This is a genomic window from Pseudomonas sp. 8_5_2, from assembly GCF_059295255.1.
The window spans coordinates 4,430,254-4,453,584 of the sequence record NZ_CM181238.1; the positions used below are offsets into that span (position 1 = coordinate 4,430,254).

The 23,331-nt window shown below is 60.4% G+C and carries 23 protein-coding genes and 1 pseudogene; 14 read left to right on the plus strand and 10 right to left on the minus strand.

Annotated elements, in window-relative coordinates; all coding sequences use genetic code 11:
• Positions 1 to 31 precede the first annotated feature (31 nt).
• From AC5O5R_RS20355 to AC5O5R_RS20370, 4 genes are all read left to right on the plus strand, one after another.
• Positions 32 to 352 (plus strand): hypothetical protein, encoded by a 321-nt coding sequence (locus tag AC5O5R_RS20355; RefSeq protein ID WP_172286960.1) that lies wholly within the window; start codon positions 32 to 34, stop codon positions 350 to 352.
• Between the two features lie 171 nt (positions 353 to 523).
• A complete protein-coding gene (locus AC5O5R_RS20360) occupies positions 524 to 1,084 on the plus strand; it encodes a Smr/MutS family protein (RefSeq protein WP_172228843.1) in 561 nt (186 codons plus the stop codon).
• 69 nt (positions 1,085 to 1,153) lie between these two features.
• Positions 1,154 to 1,699 (plus strand): GTP cyclohydrolase I FolE, encoded by a 546-nt coding sequence (folE, locus tag AC5O5R_RS20365; protein WP_494514685.1) that lies wholly within the window; start codon positions 1,154 to 1,156, stop codon positions 1,697 to 1,699.
• A gap of 60 nt (positions 1,700 to 1,759) precedes the next feature.
• Entirely contained in the window at positions 1,760 to 2,131 is a 372-nt protein-coding gene (locus AC5O5R_RS20370; RefSeq protein WP_172286829.1) for a glutaredoxin family protein, read from the plus strand.
• Between the two features lie 130 nt (positions 2,132 to 2,261).
• Here the strand turns inward: AC5O5R_RS20370 and AC5O5R_RS20375 are convergent, their stop codons facing one another.
• A complete protein-coding gene (locus AC5O5R_RS20375) occupies positions 2,262 to 2,864 on the minus strand; it encodes a glutathione S-transferase family protein (protein ID WP_172228837.1) in 603 nt (200 codons plus the stop codon).
• A gap of 177 nt (positions 2,865 to 3,041) precedes the next feature.
• Here AC5O5R_RS20375 and AC5O5R_RS20380 point away from each other — a divergent pair, with 177 nt between their 5' ends.
• The gene (locus tag AC5O5R_RS20380; protein ID WP_494514686.1) at positions 3,042 to 4,232 is read left to right on the plus strand and encodes a benzoate/H(+) symporter BenE family transporter; all 1,191 of its coding nucleotides are present in this window, start codon (positions 3,042 to 3,044) and stop codon (positions 4,230 to 4,232) included.
• Positions 4,233 to 4,438: 206 nt separating this feature from the next.
• On the opposite strand, the gene AC5O5R_RS20385 is transcribed toward AC5O5R_RS20380, so the two are convergent.
• The 3 genes and pseudogenes from AC5O5R_RS20385 to AC5O5R_RS20395 all read right to left on the minus strand — a co-directional run.
• A complete protein-coding gene (locus tag AC5O5R_RS20385) occupies positions 4,439 to 5,434 on the minus strand; it encodes an IS110 family RNA-guided transposase (RefSeq protein WP_494514687.1) in 996 nt (331 codons plus the stop codon).
• Positions 5,435 to 5,763: 329 nt separating this feature from the next.
• Complete coding sequence (locus AC5O5R_RS20390) at positions 5,764 to 6,636, minus strand: methyl-accepting chemotaxis protein (protein WP_372242898.1); 873 nt, start codon at positions 6,634 to 6,636, stop codon at positions 5,764 to 5,766.
• Positions 6,625 to 7,704 (minus strand): annotated as a pseudogene (locus AC5O5R_RS20395) (HAMP domain-containing protein); the annotation flags it as partial. The pseudogene AC5O5R_RS20395 and the gene AC5O5R_RS20390, both read right to left, overlap by 12 nt.
• Before the next feature lie 404 nt (positions 7,705 to 8,108).
• Between AC5O5R_RS20395 and AC5O5R_RS20400 the strand changes: the two are divergent.
• Positions 8,109 to 8,852: an outer membrane beta-barrel protein gene (locus AC5O5R_RS20400; protein WP_172228584.1), complete on the plus strand. Its 744-nt coding sequence runs from the start codon at positions 8,109 to 8,111 to the stop codon at positions 8,850 to 8,852.
• Positions 8,853 to 8,862: 10 nt separating this feature from the next.
• Here the strand turns inward: AC5O5R_RS20400 and AC5O5R_RS20405 are convergent, their stop codons facing one another.
• Positions 8,863 to 10,251, minus strand: a complete 1,389-nt coding sequence (locus tag AC5O5R_RS20405; RefSeq protein ID WP_494514688.1) for an aminotransferase-like domain-containing protein — start codon at positions 10,249 to 10,251, stop codon at positions 8,863 to 8,865.
• 164 nt (positions 10,252 to 10,415) lie between these two features.
• On the opposite strand from AC5O5R_RS20405, the gene AC5O5R_RS20410 reads away from it, so the two are divergent.
• A complete protein-coding gene (locus AC5O5R_RS20410) occupies positions 10,416 to 11,576 on the plus strand; it encodes an MFS transporter (RefSeq protein ID WP_172286835.1) in 1,161 nt (386 codons plus the stop codon).
• A 160-nt stretch (positions 11,577 to 11,736) separates the two neighbouring features.
• On the opposite strand, the gene AC5O5R_RS20415 is transcribed toward AC5O5R_RS20410, so the two are convergent.
• Both AC5O5R_RS20415 and AC5O5R_RS20420 read right to left on the minus strand, forming a co-directional pair.
• On the minus strand, positions 11,737 to 12,987 hold the full coding sequence (locus tag AC5O5R_RS20415; RefSeq protein ID WP_494514460.1) for an IS256 family transposase: 1,251 nt from the start codon (positions 12,985 to 12,987) through the stop codon (positions 11,737 to 11,739).
• Between the two features lie 110 nt (positions 12,988 to 13,097).
• Entirely contained in the window at positions 13,098 to 13,859 is a 762-nt protein-coding gene (locus tag AC5O5R_RS20420; protein ID WP_172286836.1) for an SDR family oxidoreductase, read from the minus strand.
• Between the two features lie 176 nt (positions 13,860 to 14,035).
• Between AC5O5R_RS20420 and AC5O5R_RS20425 the strand changes: the two genes are divergently transcribed.
• Positions 14,036 to 15,037: an NADP-dependent oxidoreductase gene (locus AC5O5R_RS20425; RefSeq protein ID WP_494514689.1), complete on the plus strand. Its 1,002-nt coding sequence runs from the start codon at positions 14,036 to 14,038 to the stop codon at positions 15,035 to 15,037.
• A 228-nt stretch (positions 15,038 to 15,265) separates the two neighbouring features.
• On the opposite strand, the gene pyrF is transcribed toward AC5O5R_RS20425, so the two are convergent.
• Complete coding sequence (gene pyrF / locus AC5O5R_RS20430; protein WP_012271070.1) at positions 15,266 to 15,967, minus strand: orotidine-5'-phosphate decarboxylase; 702 nt, start codon at positions 15,965 to 15,967, stop codon at positions 15,266 to 15,268.
• 181 nt (positions 15,968 to 16,148) lie between these two features.
• Here pyrF and AC5O5R_RS20435 point away from each other — a divergent pair, with 181 nt between their 5' ends.
• Complete coding sequence (locus AC5O5R_RS20435) at positions 16,149 to 16,316, plus strand: DUF2897 family protein (protein ID WP_172228589.1); 168 nt, start codon at positions 16,149 to 16,151, stop codon at positions 16,314 to 16,316.
• Positions 16,317 to 16,501: 185 nt separating this feature from the next.
• On the opposite strand, the gene AC5O5R_RS20440 is transcribed toward AC5O5R_RS20435, so the two are convergent.
• Entirely contained in the window at positions 16,502 to 16,837 is a 336-nt protein-coding gene (locus AC5O5R_RS20440; RefSeq protein WP_494514690.1) for a ComEA family DNA-binding protein, read from the minus strand.
• A 916-nt stretch (positions 16,838 to 17,753) separates the two neighbouring features.
• Between AC5O5R_RS20440 and AC5O5R_RS20445 the strand changes: the two genes are divergently transcribed.
• On the plus strand, positions 17,754 to 18,029 hold the full coding sequence (locus AC5O5R_RS20445) for a DUF3077 domain-containing protein (protein ID WP_494514691.1): 276 nt from the start codon (positions 17,754 to 17,756) through the stop codon (positions 18,027 to 18,029).
• Between the two features lie 289 nt (positions 18,030 to 18,318).
• Here AC5O5R_RS20445 and AC5O5R_RS20450 read toward each other — a convergent pair whose 3' ends face one another.
• Positions 18,319 to 19,032 (minus strand): hypothetical protein, encoded by a 714-nt coding sequence (locus AC5O5R_RS20450; RefSeq protein ID WP_494514692.1) that lies wholly within the window; start codon positions 19,030 to 19,032, stop codon positions 18,319 to 18,321.
• A gap of 547 nt (positions 19,033 to 19,579) precedes the next feature.
• Between AC5O5R_RS20450 and AC5O5R_RS20455 the strand changes: the two genes are divergently transcribed.
• The 4 genes from AC5O5R_RS20455 to AC5O5R_RS20470 all read left to right on the plus strand — a co-directional run bounded on the left by AC5O5R_RS20455 (position 19,580) and on the right by AC5O5R_RS20470 (position 23,280).
• Positions 19,580 to 20,371 carry an ABC transporter permease gene (locus AC5O5R_RS20455; RefSeq protein ID WP_494514693.1) on the plus strand — a complete coding sequence of 264 codons (792 nt, stop codon included), beginning with the start codon at positions 19,580 to 19,582 and terminating at the stop codon, positions 20,369 to 20,371.
• Between the two features lie 70 nt (positions 20,372 to 20,441).
• Positions 20,442 to 21,038, plus strand: a complete 597-nt coding sequence (locus AC5O5R_RS20460; RefSeq protein ID WP_494514694.1) for an ABC transporter ATP-binding protein — start codon at positions 20,442 to 20,444, stop codon at positions 21,036 to 21,038.
• A 54-nt stretch (positions 21,039 to 21,092) separates the two neighbouring features.
• Positions 21,093 to 22,199, plus strand: coding sequence for a KpsE/RkpR family capsule polysaccharide export protein (locus AC5O5R_RS20465; RefSeq protein ID WP_494514695.1), 1,107 nt, complete (start codon positions 21,093 to 21,095; stop codon positions 22,197 to 22,199).
• A complete protein-coding gene (locus AC5O5R_RS20470; RefSeq protein WP_494514696.1) occupies positions 22,192 to 23,280 on the plus strand; it encodes a polysaccharide biosynthesis/export family protein in 1,089 nt (362 codons plus the stop codon). Before AC5O5R_RS20465 ends, AC5O5R_RS20470 begins: the two co-directional genes overlap by 8 nt.
• Positions 23,281 to 23,331: the final 51 nt, after the last annotated feature.

The window sequence follows — 23,331 nt, forward strand, 5'->3', positions numbered from 1 at the left end:
CGAATTCCGGATATCCACAGAGGAGAGCGGAATGAAGCTCAAAGGCAGTTTTGACGCCAAGCGCCTGCGCCCGCGCGAACCGCGTAACTGGGGCGCTCGCCTGGCGGCTGGGCTGTCGGCCCTGCTGGCGACACTCGGCGTGCTGCTGGCAATGGCCGGGGTTGCCGGCCTGCTGGGCAACTACCCTGCGCTGGCGGAACTCAACGCCAACAAACCGCTGGCCGGCATCCTGGCCGGGGCGGGCTTGCTGCTGTTGTGGCTGGGGGTACGCTTTTGGCGGCGCAGCCGCATTCGCTTGCGCCGGGGGCGGGAATTGAACCTGTCGCCGCACCTGATGAAAAAACACGATTGATGTGTGTATAGCCTTTGCGGGCCTCTTCGCGGGTGAACCCGCTCCCACAGGGATGTCGGATTGCCCGGGCCTGTAGCGATCCTGTGGGAGCGGGTTTACCCGCGAAGAGGCCGGCACAGGCTGCAGAAGGCCCCACAGTCGCGTAAACTACGCCGCCCACGTGGAGGCATCATGCAAGACGACGATTTTTCCCTGTTCAAGGCCGAAGTGCGCGGTGTCAAACCGATCCGGCACGACCGCGCCGAAGTCGGCAAGCCCAAGGCCGACCGCACCCAGCTGGCCGGCCTGCGCCAGGCGGCGACCGTGCGCAGTGACAAAGCCCTGGTGATCGACGGCATGTCCGACCAGTTCGTCATCGACGTTGGCGCCGAAGACGAGCTGATGTGGCGCCGCGACGGCGTGCAGGAAGGCCAGTTGCGCAAGCTCAAGCTGGGCCAGATCCCGTTCGAAGGCAGCCTCGACCTGCACGGCATGACCGTGGAAAAGGCTCGCGAGACGCTGTGGGACTTCATCGCCGAAGCCACCAAGCTGGAAGTGCGCTGCGTGCGCGTGACCCACGGCAAGGCCGCACGCCTGGACGGTAAGCGCCCGATGATCAAGAGCCACGTCAACACCTGGCTGCGCCAGCACCAGCAGGTGCTCGGTTTTGCCTCGTGCAGCGCCCGCCACGGCGGCACTGGCGCGGTGTATGTGATGCTCAAGCGAACCATGCTCGAAGGCCGCGACGAGTAACGCCGCGCTTGCAGCGCCGCCGTTGCCGCCGTACCCTTCGTTTTTGCGATTTTTCCAACAGGTAGATCCATGTCCCTGGAACAGAACTACACCGAGATCCTCAGCGAGATTGGCGAGGACGTCTCCCGTGAGGGCCTGCTCGACACGCCCAAGCGGGCTGCAAAGGCGATGAAGTACCTTTGCCGCGGTTATGAGCAAACCCTGGAAGAAGTCACCAACAACGCGCTGTTCAGCTCTGACAACAGCGAAATGGTGCTGGTCCGGGACATCGAGCTGTATTCGATGTGCGAACACCACATGCTGCCCTTCATCGGCAAGGCCCACGTGGCCTACCTGCCCAAGGGCAAGGTGCTGGGCCTGTCGAAGGTGGCGCGCATCGTCGACATGTACGCCCGCCGCCTGCAGATCCAGGAAAACCTCAGCCGCCAGATCGCCGAAGCCGTGCAGCAGGTCACCGGCGCCGCAGGCGTGGCCGTGGTTGTCGAAGCCAAGCACATGTGCATGATGATGCGCGGTGTCGAAAAGCAGAATTCGAGCATGATCACTTCGGTGATGCTGGGCGAGTTCCGCGATAACGCCGCCACCCGCAGCGAGTTCCTCAGCCTGATCAAGTGATCGGTCGCTGACACCAGGCCGACCCTGCCGGGTCGGCCTTTTGCATTTCAGGAGTTGCCCATGATCGTCAAAGCCCTGCGGGTTGGCCTCGGCCAGCTCATCGTGTTCGGTGACTGGGTCAGCCGCCCGGCCAAGCGCAAGCGCGACGCCGCGGCCCAGGCCCGCGTCGAGCAAGCGGCCAAGGGCCTGGCGCTGTACCAGTTCCATGCCTGCCCGTTCTGCGTCAAGACCCGCCGCACCCTGCACCGCCTGAACGTGCCGTTGGCGCTGCGCGATGCCAAGAACGACCCGGTGCACCGCCAGGCCCTGCAGGAAGGTGGCGGGCGGGTGAAAGTGCCGTGCCTGCGCATTGAAGAGGCCGGCAAGGTGACCTGGATGTATGAGTCCAAGGCCATCATTGCCTACCTGGATGAGCGGTTTGCTGCCATTTGACAGCTTGTAGCTCTCCTGTCCGGGCCCTATCGCCGGCAAGCCAGCTCCCACAGGTTTACCACAGCCCCAGGCATTGTGGATTACCTGTGGGAGCTGGCTTGCCGGCGATAGGGCCGGTACAGGCTGAAGGTCAGCCCACCATCGGCACATGCCGTGGGTGGCTGGCGACGCGCTCCAGCCAGGCCCGTACCGCCGGGTAGTCGGCCAGGTCGAACCCGCCCTGCTGCGCCACATGGGTATAGGCATACAACGCCACATCGGCAATCGAATACTGCTCACCCACCAGGTACGGGGTCATCTGCAGCTGCCGCTCCATCACCTTCAGCGCCTTGTAGCCGCCCTTGTGCAGCTTGCGGTATTCCTCTACGCGGTCATCCGGCAGGCCCAGGTAAAACTGGATGAAGCGCGCCACGGCAATGTACGGCTCATGGCTGTACTGCTCGAAGAACTGCCATTGCAAAACCTGAGTGCGCAGGCGCGGCTCGCTGGGCAGGAACGCACTGCCATCGGCCAGGTAGTTGAGGATGGCATTGGACTCCCACAGGTAGCTGCCGTCTTCAAGCTCCAGCACCGGCACCTTGCCGTTGGGGTTCATGGCCAGGAACTCGGGCGTTTCGGTCTCGCCCTTGAGGATGTCCACCGGGTGCCATTGATAGGGCTTGCCCAGCAGGCTCAGCATCAACTTGACCTTGTAGCAGTTGCCCGACTGGTAATCGCCATAAACCTTGTACATCGCCCCTCCCCCTGTGAAACAGAAATGCCCATGTCGGGCGCCAACCTGTGCAGTTGTGTAATCCCGCCCAATAGTTGGCGACTGTACGGCTAAAAGCAATGGCCGCTGTATGGCAAGGATCAACCTTTCGCGCTGTAGTCTGAAAAAACTGCTTACACCTTTACAAGGATTTTGTTCATGACCGATGCCACTTCCGCACGCCTGCGGCCCCTGGCAGATACCTCCCCGTCGGCGGTTGTCGCCGGTTTTATCGCCATGCTGACCGGCTATACCAGCTCACTGGTGCTGATGTTCCAGGCCGGCCAGGCCGCCGGGCTGACCACTGCGCAGATCTCGTCATGGATCTGGGCGCTGTCGATCGGCATGGCGGTGTGCAGCATCGGCCTGTCGCTGCGCTACCGCACGCCCATCACCATTGCCTGGTCCACCCCCGGCGCCGCCTTGCTGATCACCAGCCTGGGCGGGGTCAGCTATGGCGAAGCGATTGGTGCGTACATCACCTGCGCCCTGCTGGTGCTGGTGTGCGGCCTGACCGGCAGTTTCGAGCGGCTGGTCAAGCGCATTCCGGCCTCGTTGGCGTCGGCGCTGCTGGCCGGCATCCTGTTCAAGATCGGCAGCGAGATCTTCGTCGCCGCGCAGCACCGCACCTTGTTGGTACTGGGCATGTTCTTCAGCTACCTGCTGGTCAAGCGCCTGTCGCCGCGCTATTGCGTACTGGCGGCGCTGCTGGTGGGCACGGCGTTGTCTGGCGCGCTGGGCTTGCTGGACTTCAGCGGCTTCCATCTGGAGGTGGCCAAGCCGGTGTGGACCACGCCGAGCTTTTCTTTGGCAGCCACTATCAGCATTGGCATTCCGCTGTTCGTGGTGGCCATGACCTCGCAGAACATGCCCGGCGTGGCCGTGCTGCGCGCCGACGGCTACCAGGTGCCGGCCTCGCCGTTGATTTCGGCCACCGGCTTTGCCTCGCTGCTGCTGGCGCCGTTTGGCTCGCACGGGGTCAACCTGGCGGCCATCAGTGCGGCGATCTGCACCGGGCCGCATGCCCATGAAGACCCGAGCAAACGCTACACCGCTGCGGTGTGGTGCGGGATTTTCTACGGCATTGCCGGGGTGTTCGGGGCGACGCTGGCGGCGCTGTTTGCCGCATTGCCGAAAGAGCTGGTGCTGTCGATTGCGGCGCTGGCGCTATTTGGCTCGATCATGAACGGGCTGACCGTGGCCATGAGCGAAGCGCGTGAGCGTGAGGCGGCGGTGATTACCTTCATGGTCACGGCTTCGGGGCTGACCCTGTTCTCGATCGGCTCGGCGTTCTGGGGGATCGTGGCTGGGGTGTTGGCGTTGGTGATCCTTAACCCCCGCAGGGTCTAACGGGAGGTCGGGGTTGTCGCTGAGATCGAGCGCCGCCCGCGCGGCGCATCGCGGATAAATCCGCTCCTACATTTGTTGCAACGTGGCCATGCCTGTGAGGCCATGGTTGTCAGCCGGTTTGCAAGACTCAAGACATGCGCCAAGGCTGGCAACCATGGCGTAACAGGTTCGGCACGTTGCAACAAATGTAGATACTCTGTTGGCGGTCAAGCTTTTCTGAGGTGTTCAGAGCTGAAAAGCTTGGCCGTATCAAATGGCACATCCCCGCGCATGCATGCCCAGATACCTGTCAGGTATTTGCGCATGACAGCGGCGATAGCTTGCATTTTTTTCTTGCCTCTACCGATCAGCGACTCGTAAAAGGCCTTTGCATAAGGGTCACAGCGCACCGCAGTCAACGCTGGCATATACATGGCTGCGCGTAGATACGCATTCCCACTCTTACCGAGCCGGCCTGGCTTGTCGATGCTTGTTCCAGATTGTGTCTGTCGAACATCCAGCCCCGCATGGCGTGCTACCTGAGAGGACTTGAGCAGTTCAGGCAGTGTGGTCAATTCAGCCAAAGCTGCAAGTGCCGTAACTTCTCCTATTCCGGGGCCTGCGAGTAGTTGCTTGTATTGCTGGGTGAGGGTTGGACATTGGGCGATCAGTTCGCGTCCTGCTTTACGAAAGCGCTCAATGCGAGTGTCCAGGGTGGCAATCGCCTCCTCCTGATCCTCGATCAAAATAGGAATGGTCGTAGCGGTCGCCTGCAGTGCATGCAGCTCATTTTTCGCCCTGGTGCGGTGTCCTACCAGCCGATTGATGTGCCGACCGAGGGCCCTGAGCTCAAGCTGTACAGGGCTTGGCGGTGTCCACAAGCGCGGCGTCATACGCTCGCCGTACTCGGCTAGCAACTGAGCATCTATTGCATCAGTCTTGCTGTTGACCAGCATGAGCTTGGCGAAGTTATGGAAACTTTTGGGGTTGATGACTGAAACAGGAAGGTCGGCCGCATGCAGCTCAAGCGCGAGGTCCAAATAATAGATCCCCGTGGCCTCCATCACGATCGTCTTGGGTTTGAGGGCCTGCAGTTTTTTCACCGCTGCCTTGCGGCCAGCGGGTGTCTGGGCGATGTCCCATTGCCCGACAGGGCGCCCATCTTTACGCACCCCAGCAATCGAAGTACGCGAACCGATATCCACGCCAACACAGACACTCATTCTTCCCACCGCATGTGAGTTAGGTAACAATGGCCTCCGGTTCCCCGACCTCGAAATTCATGCCGCTGCAACCTTGTAATGCGAAGTCCGACTAGTCGGCTTCTCGATACTCTTCGTAGTGGGCAATGAGGCGGGGGACCTCTCTACATACAAGGTCAGGGCAAGCCTGCCTTCAGGAGCGATCGGTCTCCCCGGAAGTGCTTCTCGAACCTGACCAGAATAACCTCTCTCGTCAGGGTCAGACACAACATACAAGGAGCGGATTTATCCGCGATGCGCCGCGCGGGCGGCGCTCGGTCTCAAAACCAGCAAATAACCTGAGCCGAGCCCTAAAGCCGGAAATGCCCCACCATCCCCTTCAGGTCGGTACCCAGCTGCGCCAGCTCGATACTCGACCGGGCATTGTCCTGCATCGCCAGCGCCGCCTGGTCCGCACTGCCGCGGATCTGCGTGACACTGCGGCTGATCTCTTCGGCCACCGAACTCTGCTGCTCGGCGGCCGCCGCAATCTGCTGGTTCATCTGCTGAATCAATGACACCGCCGCCGCAATGCTGCCCAACGCACTCTCCGTGTGCAACGCATCCGCCACCGCCAGGCGCACCAGCTCGGTACTGCCGCGAATCTGCGCCACCGATTGCTGGGCATTGCCGCGCAAGCTGGCAACCAAGGCCTCGATCTGTTCGGTGGACTGCCGGGTACGCCGCGCCAGCGCGCGCACCTCATCGGCCACCACGGCAAAGCCACGGCCCTGCTCGCCGGCCCGGGCGGCTTCGATGGCGGCATTCAGCGCCAGCAGGTTGGTCTGCTCGGCCACGCTCTTGATCACCGCCAGCACGTCGCCAATGGTGTGGATCTCGGCACTGAGGCTATCGATGCCGGCGCTGGCGGTTTCCGCCGCCGCCGCCAGCTGTTCGATGCGCTGCATGCTCTGGCGCACCACCTGCTGGCCGGAACCGACCTTGTCGTCCGCCGCCTGGGCCGCCTGCGCCGCCTGTTCGGCATTGCGCGCCACATCGTGCACGGTGGCGGTCATCTGCTGCATGGCGGTGGCCACCTGTTCGGTTTCTTCCTTCTGGCTGCCGACCTCACGGTTGGTCTGCTCGGTCACCGCCGACAAGGCCTGGGCGTTGCCCGCCAGTTGCTCGATACCCTGCTGCAAGCCGCTGACCATGCCCGACAGGCCCACCGCCATCTGCTGCATGGCCTGCAGCAGCTGCCCCACTTCGTCACGGCGCGGGGCCTGGGCAGCAAAGCCCAGCTCGCCGGCGGCAATGCGCTGGGCGCGGGCGATCACCTGCTTGAGCGGGCCGACCACGGCGCGGGTGATCAGCCAGGCCGCCAGCACGCCTACCAGCAGCGCCAGGCCGGTGGCCAGGGCGATGGCCACGGCATTGCGCTGCAACTCAGCCTGCAGGGCCTGCTGCTGCACCCGGAAGGCCTGATCGACACGGCCAGTCACCTGCTCGGCAGTGGCCTGCAACTGCGCCTTCAGCCCTTGCTCACGGGCCAGCTGGTCAGTGTATTCATTGAGTTTTTCCGAGAAGCTGCCAATGTGCCCGGCCACTTCGCCCAGCACGCTCTGGTAGCCGGCATCACCCACCGCGCCCTGCAGCTGGCCGACCAGGCTGGCCGCCTCCACTGTCTGGGCGATGCGTTGCTGGCCAGCGCCCTCTTCGCCTTTGCGGCTTTTTTCCAGGCGCACCCGTGCTTCGTCCATGGCCTGCAGCATCAAGCGCGAAACCTGCGCCACCTGCGCGGCCTGCTCCAGAAACTCGCCACCCTGCTGGCCCTGGGACTGCTTGAGGGTATACACGCCGTCATCGGCCAGCCCGGCCTGCAGCACATCCAGGTTGTTGGCGACACTGGACACCGACCAGCTGGCCGTGTCCAGCGCCAGCTCCTTGGCTTGCACCGCCTCGACAAACGCCTCGAATGCCTGGCCGTAAGCCGCCAGCTCGGTTTCGGCCGCCGCCAGCGCCGGCAAGCTGCGGGCGCGCTCGGCCAGGCCCTGCAGCCCAGTGCGCAAGGCCTCGGCCTGGTGGATGTCCGAGCTCAGGGCAAAGGCCTGCTCATGCTGGCGCAGGCGCAGCAGGTCGGTATTGAACTGCGACAACTGGCGCAAACCGTCGAAGCGCTGGCCGACGCTGTGCAGTGCGGCGATGCCGATGGCCGCCACCGCCACGGTCAGCAGCAGCACCAGGGCAAAGCCCAGGCCTAGTTTGCGGGCCATGCCCAGGTTGGCCAGCACACCATGCTTGCTCGTGCCCATCGCCGATCCCCTTTCAGCCAGTGAGGTTATCCAGAGGCCAAGGGTGGCAACGTTGTCAGCCGCTGAACAAGGGCTTGGCGCCGGAATAGTGTCAAATAGCTATGTATTGTCGTTTTTGGCTGCCTTGATGTCGTTTCTGGTGAATTCTCGAGTGCCATCACAAAGCCATCAAGCTTAGCCCAGCCTGATCCTTCACAAAGTCCGGAACAATATTAAATAGAAGCAACTCAAGTCCCGATTTATTCCGTTCCTTTCTTTATGAAGTTACCTTGGCGCCATTTAATTTGCGCCAAATCTGGGGCATCAAAAAAATATTAAAGAGCCACTACCGCGGCAGAAACACCGCTATCGTGATGCGTAACTGGCCCGCCCTCTGGACCCGTAGTGCATCAATGGAGTTCTTTATGAAAAGAGCCATTTTTACTGCAGTGGTCACCCCCTTGCTGTTCGGCAGTATTGCAACTGTTGCCCACGCCGCCACTTCCACAGGGCCGCTATTGACCCTGGGCGCGCAAGGCAGCTACACCGAGCTGGAATTGAATGGCCGCGGCAATGACACCGAGCACCTGCCTGAAGGCGGCGTGTTCATCAGCTACGGCAACAAGATGACGGCCAAGGCGGGCCTGGTCTACAACGCAGAAGCCAGCGGCATGTACTCGAAGCAGCATAACCAGAAGCTCAAGGACGGCCAGGCCGACCTGGACCTGGGCTGGCGCGTCGAGCTGAGCGAGCGCCACTCGCTGGACGTGCTGCTGGGCGGCGGCTACAAGTGGAACCGCCTGCAACCCAATACCAGCCGCTATGACGTCGACCTCACCAACCGCACCCCGTTTGCCAAGATTGCCGCCGGTTACAACTACCGCTTCAACAATGCCACGCTGCGTTTTGAAGCGGGTATACGGCAAGTTATCAATGGCGATTCGCAACTGGAAATACATGGCATCAGTAGCGAAGACGTTGATTTGAAAGATACCAGCAACCCCTTTGCCGAACTTAGCCTGCTGTTCAATCAGAACGGTTCCGTCCCGGTACTTGCTTCGCTGTATTACAGCCGCTACGAGTACGACCTGGACGGGCAGTTCCTGATGACCGATTCGGACGAGCAGACCCGCAATGAATATGGGGTGAAACTGGGTATCAGCTTTTAGCCCGAGCGGATCATGACCGGCCTGCTTGCTCAAGGAAGGCCTGGGCACGTGTATCCTGCCCATACGCGACATTGATGCGCAGCCAGTCGCTGGGGGCGCCCTGGTAATCGAAGGCACTGCCGGGTGTCAGCAACACGGCATGCGCCAGGGCCAGGCGCTCCAGGCTGGCAAAGCTTTGCCCCGGCATACGCGCCCAGATGAACATCCCGCCATACGGCTCGCAGAACACCTGCCACCCCCACTGCTCCAGCTGCCGCAGCAACCGGGCCATGTGCTGGCCCAGGCGCACACGCAGGCGCTGCACACTCTTGCGATAACTGCCATTGGCCAGCATCTGCCCCACTACCTGTTCGGCAAAGCGCGACGTGCCGATGCCGCTGACCATTTTCAGCTCGGCCAGGCGCGCCAGCAGCGCAGGGTCGGCGACCAGGTAGCCCACCCGCAGCGAGCTGCTGAGGGTTTTCGAGAAACTGGCCATGTAGATCACCCGCTGCTCACTGTCCAGGGTGGACAGGCGCGTGGCCGGGCCTTCCTGGAAGTCTGCATAGATGTCGTCCTCGATAATGCGCAGGTCATGCTCGCGCGCCAGCTCCAGCAGGCGGTAGGCCACCTTGGGCGTAAGGCTGGTGCCGGTTGGGTTCTGGTACAGGCTGTTGATGAACAGGCAGCGCGGCTTGTGCGCGGCCAGCAAGGCTTCGAGGGCAGCCAGGTCGGGGCCTTCGGCGGTGCGCGCCAGCGGCAGCATGTGCACCTGGTGCTGGCGCAGCAGGTTGTACAGGTTGTAGTAGCCGGGGTTTTCCACCAGCACCGTGTCGCCCGGGCGCAGCAGGGTGCGCACCAGCAGGTCCAGCCCGTGGCTGGCGCCGTGGGTGGTGAGGATGCGCTCGGGGCCGGCGGCGATACCGGCTTGCGCCAGGCGTTTGTGCAACTGCTGGCGCAGGCTGGCCAGGCCCAGGGGTGGACAATAGTCGAACAGGTCCTGCGGGTTGCCGCGGCTGACCTGGCGCACGGCCTGGGCCAGCTCGGTGGCGGCGCGCCAGCTGTTGGGCAGCCAGCCACACCCCAGTTTCAGCAGTTGCTCATGGCCTTCGCGAAACTGCCGCCAGCTGCCGTCGCCCGCGTCGCCCCAGGGTTGTGCGTCTTCCACCGGCAGCCCGGGTTTGCGCTCGGCGACGAAAAAGCCGGTGCCGTGGCGGGCCTCCAGCCAGCCGCTGGCGACCAGGCGGTCGTAGGCCTCGATCACGCACGACGCACTGACCGCCTGGCTGCGCGCCAGCGCACGGATCGACGGCAGGCGCGCCCCTGGGCGCAGGCGTTGCTGGCTGATCCAGGTGTGCAGGTGGTCGGTGAGTTGCTGCACCAAGGGGGTGGTGCTGGTGCGGTCGAGGGGGAAGTGCATGGGCCAGGTGTTCGCTGATTTTGAGCGAACAGTTAAGCATAAATGGGCGCTGGGTGTATCTGGAGAGGCGATGGGGCAGCGATCACAGTGAGCAGGCCCGGCGTTTTCGCAGGTAAACCCCGCCAATATGCCGGTACAGCCACCCAGAATCAGGACCCAACCCCATGCCCTGCGCCCCGGCCCGCCTGGCCTTCGCCCTCTGCCTGATCACCCTGGCGGTGAACCTGCAGGCCCCGCTGTACATCACCTACGCCGACCTGTCTGGCCAAGGCGCGGCAGCCACCGCCGTGGCCTTTTCCGGCTACGTGCTAGGCGTGCTCCCGGTACTGCTGGCCCTGGGCGGCCTGGCCGACCGGGTCGGCCGCCGGCCACTCATCCTGGCGGCACTGGCGCTGTCGATGATCGCCACAGTGTTGATGCTGCTGGCCCCCAGCCTGCAAACCCTGGCCCTGGCGCGCCTGTTGCTGGGCCTTGGCACCGGCCTGGCTTCGGCTACCGCCACGGCCTACATGGGCGAACTGATGGGCGGCGAGCACAGCACCCGCGCCGCCAACTGGGTTACCGCCAGCACTTCGCTGGGCTTTGGCCTGGGCGCCGCGCTGACCAGCCTGTTCCTGCTGCGCGGGCCCAGCCTGACCCCCGGCAGTTTCCACCTGCAGCTGTTGCTGGCGGCGCTGGCCGTCGTGCTGGCATGGCGCCTGCCCGACCCGCGCCCGGCACAGCGCCACCCCATGCTGCGCCTGCCCTTTTACCCGCGCGGCAGCGTGCCTTACGGCCTGGCGATTTTGCTGGCATGGGCCTGCGTGGGGCTGGTGATTGCCCTTCTGCCGGGCATCCTGCGCCAGCATGGCCTTAGCGACTGGTCGGGGTTCTCGACGTTTTGCGTGATCAGCTGCGGGCTGCTGTTCCAGCCGATGGCACGGCGCCTGAGCAGCCACACCGCCACCTTGCTGGGGCTGGTGATATTGCCGTGCAGTTATGCGCTGCTGGCCTGGGGCGCGCACGCCGGGCAGCTGGTTGCGGTGCTGCTGGGTGCGGTGGCGGCCAGCAGTGCGTGCTACGGGTTTGTCTACCTGGGCGGGCTGGCAGCGGTGAACCAGCTGGCGGGCAGCGAGAAGACCCGGGCCAGTGCCGGGTTTTTCCTGCTGGCGTACCTGGGGTTCAGCTTGCCGGTGATCTTTACCGGGATGCTGAGTGACCGGTTGGGGGCGGGGCTGGCCCTGGCGGTGTTTGGCGGGGTGCTGGTGCTGGGGTGCCTGGGTGTCGGGGTGGGTTTGCGGCGGGCTGACAGGGCCGTTTCACGGACAGATCCGCTTTTGGGGTGATAGGCCTTGGGGTGGGTTTGTGGGGGCGGGAAATTTACCAACATAAATTGCATCAGGGCTGACAGGTGCTTGCCATGAAATATGCAGCGCCTGTCAGCCGGGAGTGTCAGGTTTTTTGTGTGCGGGCCGGTAATGGCCTGCCGCCCGGCAGGCCTTGATTTCACCAGGTTGGCCTGATGAACCGATCTCCGTACAGAATCGCAAATTGATTCATCGCACTTTTCCAGTCATGCGCCGCTGACCCCCAGTTCGCTGTGATGTTGCGCAGCCCCAGCCAGATCAGTTTGGTCGCCGCGTCGTCGTTCGGGAAGTGACCGCGGGTTTTGATGATCTTGCGTAGCTGAGCGTTGATACTCTCGATGGCGTTGGTGGTGTAGATCACCTTCCGGATGGCCGGTGGGAAAGCAAAGAACGGAATCACTCGATCCCACGCCCGTCGCCAGGCAGTCACCACTGTTGGATATTGCGTGCCCCAAGGCCCGCTTTCAAACTCATCCAGTGCCTGTTCAGCCGCCTGGGCGTTGATGGCCTGATAGATCGGTTTGAGAGCCTTGGCCAAGGCTCGACGCTTGTCCCAGGCCGCATAAGCGAGGCTGTTGCGGATCAGGTGGACGATGCAGGTCTGCAGTGTCGTCTCCGGAAATACTGCACTGAGCGCTTCCGGCATGCCTTTGAGGCCGTCGGTTACGGCAATCAGCACATCCTCGACGCCGCGCGTCCTGAGGTCATTGAACACCTTCATCCAGAACTTCGCACCTTCGGTGTTCTCAATCCAGATGCCAAGAATATCGCGCGTTCCATCTGGCAAAACGCCCAGTGCCAAGTAGATCGCTTTATTGCGAACCAAGCCTTCTTCGCGAATTTTGACCCGCAGAGCATCAAAGAAAATGACCGGATACATCGGTTCCAGAGGCCGCTGTTGCCACGCGCCAATCTCCTCCATGACCTCGTCGGTCACGGAACTGATGAAGTCGGGCGAGACCTCTGTTCCATACTGCTCGGAGAGAAAGGCACGGATTTCTCTGACCGTCATACCGCGGGCATACATGGCGATGATCTTGTCGTCAAAACCGGTGTAACGGCGCTCATGTTTGGGGATCAAAATGGGCGAAAAGCTGCCATCCCGGTCACGAGGGATATCCAGCCTTAGCGGGCCATCACCAGTGAGTACCGTTTTGCCGCTCTTCCCATTTCGCTGGTTGGTTTCATCCTCCGGGCGCTGCGCGCCCGGTGGATAGCCCAGATGATGACCCAGTTCGGCATTCAAGGCTCGCTCTATCAGCGCCTTCTTGAATGCCGCAGAGGCTTCTTCGATGGCTTCTGCGGTCATCAGCGGAACAGCGGAAAACTGTTCCAGCAGCTCTTTCGGAACCTTTGGTAACTCTCGGAGCGGTTTTTTTTTGGTTGGCATACATGCACCTCTTACTCATGTTATGCCCGAACACAAAATTTCTGACACCCTCTGTCAGCCCTGATCCGAGCCCATGGAAACAGCAGCATCACCCAATCAGCCAACCAAAATCAAATCGCCGTAGCCCCACCATCCACGGTCAGGCAATGCCCGGTGGTAAACGCGGCGCCATCGCTGCACAGATACAGCACGGCGCTGGCGATTTCCTCGACCTTGCCGATGCGCCCCACCGGGTGCATGGCAGCGGCAAACTCGGCCTTGCGCGGGTCGGCCTCGTACGCACGGCGGAACATGTCGGTGTCGATCACCGCCGGGCACACGGCATTCACGCGGATGCCCTTCTTCGCATACTCGATGGCCGCCGACTTGGTCAGGCCGATCACCGCATGCTTGGAAGCGCTGTAGATGCTCATCTTCGGCGCCGCCCCCAGCCCCGCCACCGAGGCGGTATTGACGATCACCCCGCCGCCCTGGGCCAGCAGCAACGGCAACTGGTACTTCATGCACAACCACACGCCCTTCACGTTCACGCCCATGATGGCATCGAACGCTGCCTCGCTGCCCTCGGCCAGGCGGCCTTGCTCGGTCTCGATGCCGGCGTTGTTGAAGGCGTAGTCCAGCCGGCCATAGCTGGCGATCAGGCGTTCGTGCAGCTGACGCACCTGGGCGTCGCGGGTAACGTCGCAGGCAATGAACAGCGCTTCCCCCCCTGCAGCGTGGATCAGCGCCACGGTAGCTTCGCCACCAACCGGGTCAAGGTCGGCCACCACCACTTTCAGGCCTTCCTGGGCGAACGCCAGGGCCGTTGCCCGGCCAATGCCGGCGGCGGCGCCGGTGACCAGGGCTACCTGGCCAGAAAAGGTCATGCTCATCGCGTGCTCCTGTACAAGGGTGGAGGGATTCAGAGCATAGCCAGCCACCACTGGGCCGAGCAGCATCATCACACCAACGGTTGAGCTACCATGCTTGTCAGTGATGTTGGCCACCTGCCTACATCAACAAGGTAAATTGAACGCCTTATACCCTCCACTGCCCACAAGGACCCGCCATGACCCAGACCAACCGCCGCTTCCTGCTTGCCAAACGCCCGGTCGGCGCCGTGCGCCGTGACGACTTCAGCTTCGAGCGCGTGCCTGCCGAACAACCCGGCGAAGGCCAGGTGCTGGTGAAAAACCTGTACCTGTCGCTGGACCCGGCCATGCGCGGCTGGATGAACGAAGGCAAGTCCTATATCCCGCCCGTGGGCCTGGGCCAGGTGATGCGGGCGCTGGGTGTTGGCGAAGTGATCGCCTCCAACCACCCCGATTTCAAACCCGGCGACCATGTCAGCGGTGCCCTGGGTGTGCAGGACTACTTCACCGGCGAGCCTCAGGGCCTGCACAAGATCGACCCTAAACTGGCCCCGCTGCCCCGCTACCTGTCGGCGCTGGGCATGACCGGCATGACCGCCTACTTCGCCCTACTGGACGTTGGCCAGCCCAAGGCCGGCGAGACCGTGGTCATTTCCGGTGCGGCCGGTGCGGTGGGCAGCATCGTCGGGCAGATTGCCAAGCTCAAAGGCTGCCGCGTGGTCGGCATTGCCGGCGGCGCCGAGAAGTGCCAGTACCTGAAGGACGAGCTGGGCTTTGACGGGGTGATCGACTACAAGGCCGAAGACGTGCTGGCCGGCCTGAAGCGCGAATGCCCCAAAGGCGTGGACGTGTACTTCGACAACGTCGGCGGCGACATCCTGGATGCAGTGCTGACGCGCATCAACTTCAAGGCCCGCATCGTCATTTGCGGCGCGATCAGCCAGTACAACAACAAGGACGCGGTAAAAGGCCCGGCCAATTACCTGTCGCTGCTGGTGAACCGCGCGCGCATGGAAGGGTTCGTGGTGATGGACCATGCCAAGGATTACGGCAAGGCCGCGCAGGAGATTGCCGGTTGGCTGGCCACCGGGCAGGTGAAGAGCAAGGAGGATGTGGTGGACGGGCTGGAGACGTTCCCCGAAACCTTGCTGAAGCTGTTCAGCGGGGAGAACTTTGGCAAGCTGGTACTGAAGGTATAACCGCCCCTGCGGGGCCAATTTAGGGACAGCGGTGTGTGTCGCAGGAGCTACGGTCTCGCGCAAAATTCAATAGCATGCGCGATCCCTGTGGGAGCGGGTTTATCGAGGCGTCGAACCGCCGCGAACACCGGCGCAGCCGGTGCCATGCACGTCGTGCTACACACTGCACTAACCCCAAACGAAAAGGCCAGCACACGCGTGCTGGCCTTTTTCAATACCGCAGGCTATTTACCCACGAATCTCCGCCACCACCGCAGCCAGCGCCTGCGCCGGGTCTGCCGCCTGGCTGATCGGCCGGCCGATCACCAGGTAATCCGAACCGGCATCCAGTGCCTGGCGCGGCGTCAGAATACGGCGCTGGTCATCCTGCGCACTGCCCGCCGGGCGAATACCCGGGGTTACCAGTTGCAGCGACGGGTGCGCCGCCTTCAGTGCCGGGGCCTCCAGCGCCGAGCACACCAGGCCGTCCATACCCGCCTTCTGCGCCAGCGCCGCCAGGCGCAGCACCTGCTCTTGCGGGTCGACATCCAGGCCGATACCGGCCAGGTCCTCACGCTCCATGCTGGTCAGCACGGTCACGCCAATCAGCAACGGCTGCGGGCCGCTGCGCTTGGCCAGCTCTTCGCGGCAGGCCGCCATCATGCGCAGGCCACCGGAGCAATGCACGTTGACCATCCACACGCCCATCTCGGCAGCGGCCTTTACCGCCATGGCCGTGGTGTTGGGGATATCGTGGAACTTGAGGTCCAGGAACACTTCGAAGCCCTTGTCGCACAAGGTTTCGACAATGCCCGAAGCGCTGCTGGTGAACAGCTCTTTGCCCACCTTGACCCGGCACAGCGCAGGGTCAAGCTGGTCAGCCAGCTTCAGGGCGGCCTCACGGGTAGGGAAATCCAGGGCGACGATCAGGGGCGTCTGGCAGGCGGACATGGGCAGGGTCTCTTGGCAAGTCGAAAACGGCGCGCATTGTAAACGAAGTGGCGCAGGCTTTGGGGGCCGCGGGTCACGGAATTGGCCCGGCGGCGGCTGGGTTCTATAATTGAACCAACGGAACGGCAATTTGCTCAAATTTCATACAAGCACTGCCTGTACCCGGTAAAGGAGAACGACAATGCCCTGGTATGCCTGGCTGATACTTATCTTAGCCCTTGGCTCGATCGTCGGCGGGCTGATGATGCTGCGCGACACCGCAAAAAAACTGCCACTGACCGACGAGCAACTGCGCAAGGTGCATGAGCGCAATGCAGAGGCGGATGCCAAGGATGCGCAGGACCGTTAGTGGGCCGGGCTTAAACGCAGACTGCGCGAGTATTAGCGGCGCCTATGAAATCGAGCGCCGCGCGGGCGGCGCTCGATCTCACCGGCGCTACATATCTTGCCCCAAGCACCTGTCAGCCCTGATGCAATCCCTGTAGGAGCTGGCTTGCCGGCGATGGGCCGCATAGCGGCCCCACCCCCCGCCCTCTATTCCACCATCACCTTGTCCCGATTACGCTCCAGCAACGCACTCCCAATCCCCTTGATCTCCAGCAACTCATCCACCGAAGCAAACTGCCCATGGGCGTCGCGGTAAGCCACAATCGCCTCGGCTTTCGCCTTACCAATTCCATTCAGCTCCTTCTGCAAGGTCAACGCATCGGCCTTGTTAAGGTCCAGCCGCCCCGGCTGCTGGGCCTGTTGCTGGCTTACCACCGGCACCGGCTCGGGTACCGCCATGGCACCGGCCGGGGCGGCGCTAAGGGAGAACGACAAGCTGGCGAACAGCGGCAGCAGCAGGTACGACAGAACGTTATTACGCATGGTGAACACTCCTTCAGTTGGTCATTTGCCAGCAGCCGTTTTCCTTCGGCTGCGCAACAAACCCTAGCGGTTGCAGCGCCCTGCAGACAGCCACCCACAGCCGCGAATGGTTACTGAATCGGTCAACAACCTGGCCAACTTCCCCCACCCAAAAAAACAGCCGTTTTACTCCCGCGAGCGCAAAACCAAGACCATCAATGGAATGATCCCGCGCGTGTAGCCCAATCCCTGCTTGCCCAATACCGCCTTCCCACCCCTGCCCGCCCATCGCCCTACAACACCCGCCGCACAAGGCCCGCCCAGAAAAAAACCCATCCCGCAGCCCGTAATGCGCTCCGCTGCAGGCTGGTACCCCACTGCCCAGCTGCTATCAACCCGAACCACGACCTGAACATGAGCAGCTGCGTCCTCTTCGATATCAAAGGGAACAAACGAGGCGGCCAGAGGCAATCTTACAGGGGGTACTGGCTCGAAACAGATTCAGGAGAGACGGTGCGGCGATCCGACTTTGCCCGCGAATCGCCGCGCGGGCGGCGCTCGATGTCACAAGCACAACAAGATTCAACTCATGCGCCCGCCAGCCCAAGTGCATAGCCAGCGCGTCAGACTTTCCTGAAACCTTGCCCCACCTCTTCAGGTTGGGTGAGCTAGCGAACTATCCTACGCACCAGTCAGAAGCAGCTGAATTGTCGGGGAAATGCCCCAGGGATAACTTCACCGGGTCTCCGTAATGGTGACCGGGTGTGAGAACCTGTTGTGCACTGCTGCTCTACTGTTCAATGGCAGCCATTCGCGGGCAGGCTTCGGCTTGGCCGGTTTTTCAGTGCACCGGTTTCTCACCCCGCGCAATGGCTGCCACCTTTGTCCGTGAGAAAGACCGAGGCGGTGGGTTCTGTCAACGCACTGGAATTTCACCATGAAAAACATCGACCACTCCCCCATCCTCACCGCAGGCATCGAAACCTTTCTCGAAGCCGGCAACCCCACCCTGGACCTGCTCCGCGTGCAACCCGGCGTCCCCGTCGACGATGCCTATGAACACGTCTCGGTCCTGCTGGGCTACTGCAAGCACCTGGTGCGCGAAGGCGACATGGAAGATGACCACAAAATGCTGGGCGCAGCCGACTATCTGCTGGCCATCGCCAAGGCCCTGATGAACGACATCGAAATTGCGAAGAACAAGCGCCACTGAAGGCGCTACCCCAAGCCCGGCAGGGCGCTGCCCCGCTTGCCGCGAAACGCAAGCCTGTGTGGGAGCGGGTTTACCCGCGAATGCGTCCGCACCGACAACTCCACATGGCCAGTAAAAACTGGCCAGCAGCCCCATGTGGGCAAACCCGCGCCTGGGTGGCTAATGGGGCTGCTGCGCAGCACTTCGCCGCCAAGCCATGCACCGTACTTGTGGGAGCCTGGCTTGCCGGCGATGGGCCGCAAAGCGGCCCCAACTATTTAACTGACTGGCATTCCCCTATGAGCCCCCCTCAAATCACAGTTCGAGGATAAACACTGATAAACGCCGATATGGCGATCGGTTCCCCGTCATCCACTTTCACCCGCGGACTCTGCCCCGACCGTTTGATGTCAGAAGCAAAATCCGCCGCCTTGAATGCCTGCTCAAGCTCATCACTGCCCGCACCGGCATACACAACCACCTGAGTGCCGGTACTGTGCTTTTGCTGGGGCAGCTGTTTGATCTGCACCTGTACGCCTGCCTTGGTCAAAGCCACCGCAATTTCCTTGGCAAACTGAACGGCCTCTTTGTCATCCTTGAGGATATTGAGCAGCACCACTGGCTTCAGCGTTTTAGCGGTCAACTCACCCGCCAGTGCCTTGAACGCGTCAAGGGCCAGCGGTGTGAGCTTTCTAGGCTTGAGGCTGGCCTCAAGCTTCAGCCGCTCGGCTTTCTCGCGCTCCAGTTCCGCCTTGAGCGCGTCGTTCTGTTCTGTCAGTTGCTGGATTTCCAGCTGCGCCTGGACGGCCGACTCATTGACCACCGTGATCTCCTGGGAGGCTTGGGAGATGGTGCTTTCGGAGTGCTGGGTTTTTACGTCCGAGGTCATGTGGGCGATGATCATCGCAGTGGCTGCTACGAGCGCGGCAATGACGGCGGTGACAGAGGCGATAGTGTGGATCAGGCTGGCTGCACCTGCAGAAATATCCGGCATAAACAACTTCTTGATGTTATGGGTTTTCATCGTTTCACTTTCAGGGCGCCGGACCGAGAAATGAGCCGGCTTTGGTGCTGGTAAAGCTGTGTCGTAAGCGTGGCCGTGGCAGAGTGCCATAAAATCTGTGGGTTTACGACATGTGCCCAAACGCGCGCCTGTCGGGTCACCGAGAACTCGTTCGCTTCATCTCCGTAAGCGGGAACGGATGTGCTTGGCTAACCATTTCTACTTCGTGACAAAACTGTGACACCATTCAATACACCTCCGCCCCCCCAAAGCGTATGGTGTCCGGGCAATACGGCAGATCTGAGTCGCCCCTCCCCTTCCCAGGGTGACATCATTATGCCATCATGAATTCCACTGCCATCCGTCTCAAATACCTACAGATGGATTAGAACTTTCGCCTGCAAACGCTGTACCTCGCTTGACGCTTATGCCCTTGCACGCTTACCCTTCCGCCCCTTAGAACAGGGAAGTGTCCGGAAGATCCGTCTGAAATCGCCTCAGGGCGAGCCTTTCCTGAAGATGAATTCCGGCGTGCCTAGGCGCGCTGCATTGCTTTGCGGTCGCCATCTTGAAAGCTCGGTCATCACTCCAGATTCAGAAATCAGTCATCTTCGCTCTCGTTCTCCGCGAGGCAAGGTCTCGTGTCGGCGATAGTCGCCTGGGAGCCTTATGGCTACTGCTTGAACCAGTATGCCACCTGCTGATCTTCTCGGTCCTGTTCGCAATGCTGCGTACCCGAACCGTCGCAGACGTTGAGTATCCCGTGTTTGTATTAGTAGGTATGGCCCCATTCTTGCTGTACCGAAACACTGCCCTCCGCTTGATGGACAGTTTGCGCGAGAACCGATCACTTTTTGGATACAAGCAGATTAAGCCACTTGATACGTATGTGGCTCGAGTGATTGTCGAAACGTGCATTAGCGCTACTGTGTACGCCATCCTAGTATTTGGCTTTGCTTGGTTTGGTTTCAATATGTCCGTCCATAGCCCACTCCAATGGGTGATGACTCTCTCTCTTGGATTGTTCTTTGCGTTTGGCTTAGGCATGTTTTTCGCAATGATCACCCACGCACTTCCAAGTATTAAAATAATCATCAGGATGGCGTTCTTCCCGCTGTACTTCATCTCAGGCGTACTCATTCCGCCGGCCTATTTGCCGCCTGCCATGATGCCAGTCCTCCTACTGAATCCTTTCTTGCATCTGCTAGAGCTCATTCGCGCTGAAGTGCTGCCAAATTACGTTCCAGTTGACGGTGTATCTGAAGCCTACGTCGTCACAATCACGGTGGTGCTAATGTTCCTGTCGCTTGGCGCCTATCGCGCTCGCAGGATGCACCTCATTTCTACCAAGAACGGTTGAGTACGGGTCAAACGTGTTCGAGCTTAGAAACGTAACCAAGTCTTACCTGACACCCAATGGGCGTAGATACGTGTTTCGTAATCTGTCGCTGGCCATTCCACCAGGGAAAAACATCGGCCTTATTGGCCGAAATGGGGCAGGTAAATCTACTCTGATGCGCCTACTCGGAGGTGCAGATGTTCCAGATTCTGGAAGCATCGCAACGGATCGCAGTATCTCTTGGCCTGTAGGCCTGACTGGCGGATTTCAAGGCAGCATGACCGGCCGGGACAACATTAAATTCGTATGTCGCATCTACGGCGCCGAAGGCCAATCAATGCGGGATAAGATCCGTTTCGTCCAAGAATTTGCAGAGATCGGCGACTGGATAGACGAACCAATCAAAACCTACTCCTCCGGAATGCGCTCCAGGGTAGCATTTGGGCTCAGCATGGCTTTTGATTTTGACTATTACCTGATTGACGAGGTTATGTCCGTAGGCGATGCGCAGTTCAAACGAAAATGCGCTGAAGTGTTCGAAGACAGATTGAAAAAGTCCAATATTGTGCTGGTTTCGCACTCCATGCCCGAAATCAAGAAGCTATGCGACATCGTACTACTGGTTCGCGGTGGCGAAATCCAAGTTTACGAGGACGTGGATGAAGGCATCCAAGCTTATAACAACTGATCAACCCTTTACTCAACTTCGCAGCACCGTTACATATCAAGGATGCATCCAATTATGAGCAGTTCGGGCAAAAAGAAAGGCTGGAGACTGGCACTCGCCATGGTAATCCTGCCCATGGTCTTAGCGGCAGTCTATTACAGCGTATTCGCGGTAGACCGCTATGTGAGCACCGCCCAGGTGGTAGTGCGCCAAGATGGCAACAACCAAGGCGCTCAGGTTCCGGGTCTAGCCACTCTGCTTACCGGCACAAACCCTGCCTCGCGAGAAGAAACACTCTATCTACGCGAGTACATCACCTCTATGGACATGATGCTGCTTCTGGAGGAAAAAGTTCAATGGATTGAACAATATGCCACTCAGGGGAGTGACGTATTTTTCTGGCTTGACAAAGATGCTCCACGCGAGGATCTGCTGAAGTATTATCAACGCTTGGTTTCTGCCCATTACGACGAGACGACTGGATTGCTTCGAGTTGAAGTTCAGGCCTTCACTCCTGAACTGTCAGAAAAAATGTTGCGCACCATCTTGGCAGCAAGCGAGCACTTCGTGAACGAAGTTAGTCATAATATTGCACGCGAGCAAATGAAGTTCGCCCAAGGCGAACTCGAAACAGCCCGAGTCAATTACTCGAAACGTAAGACTCAGCTTCTTAACTTCCAAAATGACAACAAGGTTCTCGACGGCGGCAACACTGCTCAAAATCGCGCCACTATCATTGCTGAACTGGAAAGCCAATACACAAAGGAGCAAGCACTGCTCACTGAGATGTCTTTCAAACTCCGTGGTGATGCTCCACAGGTCCGCCAGCAAAAGCAAAAGGTAGAAGCTATCACCCAGCAACTCGCCAAAGAAAAGCGTTTGCTTGTTTCTTCCCCGCAAGGTTCTCAACTAAACGTAATTGCATCGCGCTTCCAGCAGCTGACACTCGACGCAGGAATCGCAGAAGAAACATATAAGAGCGCGGTAGCGGCGCTAGACAACGCAAGAATTGAGGCAAGCAAGAAAATTCGGACGCTGGTAACCGTGGTAAGCCCCAATACTCCACAGCTGGCACTCTATCCGGAGCGACTGTACAATCTGGCAACAATTTTGCTTGGTCTATTGATGCTGTACGGCATCACCCGCTTCATCTTGGCTTCGATCGAGGATCATCGTGATTAATTTTCAGCCTGTGTCCAAGTTGTTCAACCTGAAATTGGCGGCACTGGCCTTGGCGACCCTGGGCCTCGCCGGCTGCGGCGGCGCAATTTCGGGAGCTGGCCCTTATAAGGGCGAGATCGAAAGCAAGAATGAGGCGTACAATCTCGTCGATATCAACGCCAATACGATCGCCCCATATATGCGTGGTGTTGAGCCGCCTCCCTTGGCGACCGTAAGCAAACCGGTTTCGCCAGAAGTGCGTTTGATGCCTGGCGACACACTCAACGTGTTGATAGCCGATACCGCCCCCGAAGGTTCCGCTCTGTTTGCGGCTCTCGCTAGCGGCGGCACTCAGCTGAAATCTCGAATCGACACCCAAGGCATGCTTTCCCTGCCTTATGTCGGGCGACAGTTCGTCGGCGGCATGACCCTTAATCAAGTCGAGGACATGATCCGTCGCCAACTGAAAGGCATTACCACCGATGTGCAAACACACGTAGAACTTGTTGGCGACCTGTCTGGATCAGTGTTGGTAGCAGGCGCCGTGAAAAGCCCAGGGCGATTCAGCACGTTGCAGGGCCCGTTGACTTTGCTCGATGCAATCAACCAAGCAGGTGGCCCCGTCATTGAGCCTCATCTGGTGAACGTCACTGTACGCACCGGAAGCCAGGTTCAACAATTCAACTACGAAGACGTGCTCGCAGGCAACAATATGGTCTTACGCCCAAACTCTGAAGTAGTTTTAGACAGAGCACGTCAGCGTTTCGTTGCCATGGGGGCAGTAACTGAGCCTGGCCTGAAAGATTTACCGAGCCAGCATACGACATTGCTTGATGCACTGGGGAGTGTTGGGGGCCTGCGAGAAGCCAATGCAAACCCCGAAGGAGTGTTCGTCTTCCGCATGGCTAGCGGTGCAACCAAGCCAACGGTACTGAGATTGAACATGCGGGACCCGGCTGCAATTTTCTACGCTCGTCAAGTCATGATTAAACCGGATGATACGATCTACGTAACCAATGCGGCAGTTTATGAATGGCAAAAGGTAATTTCGCCAATCGTCCAAACCATGGTCCTTGGGCGTGCAGTGGGCGCGTACCAGTAATAATCCTTTTAGGTTCCGGCAGCTCGGCTGCCGGGACTTAACCAGCTAACC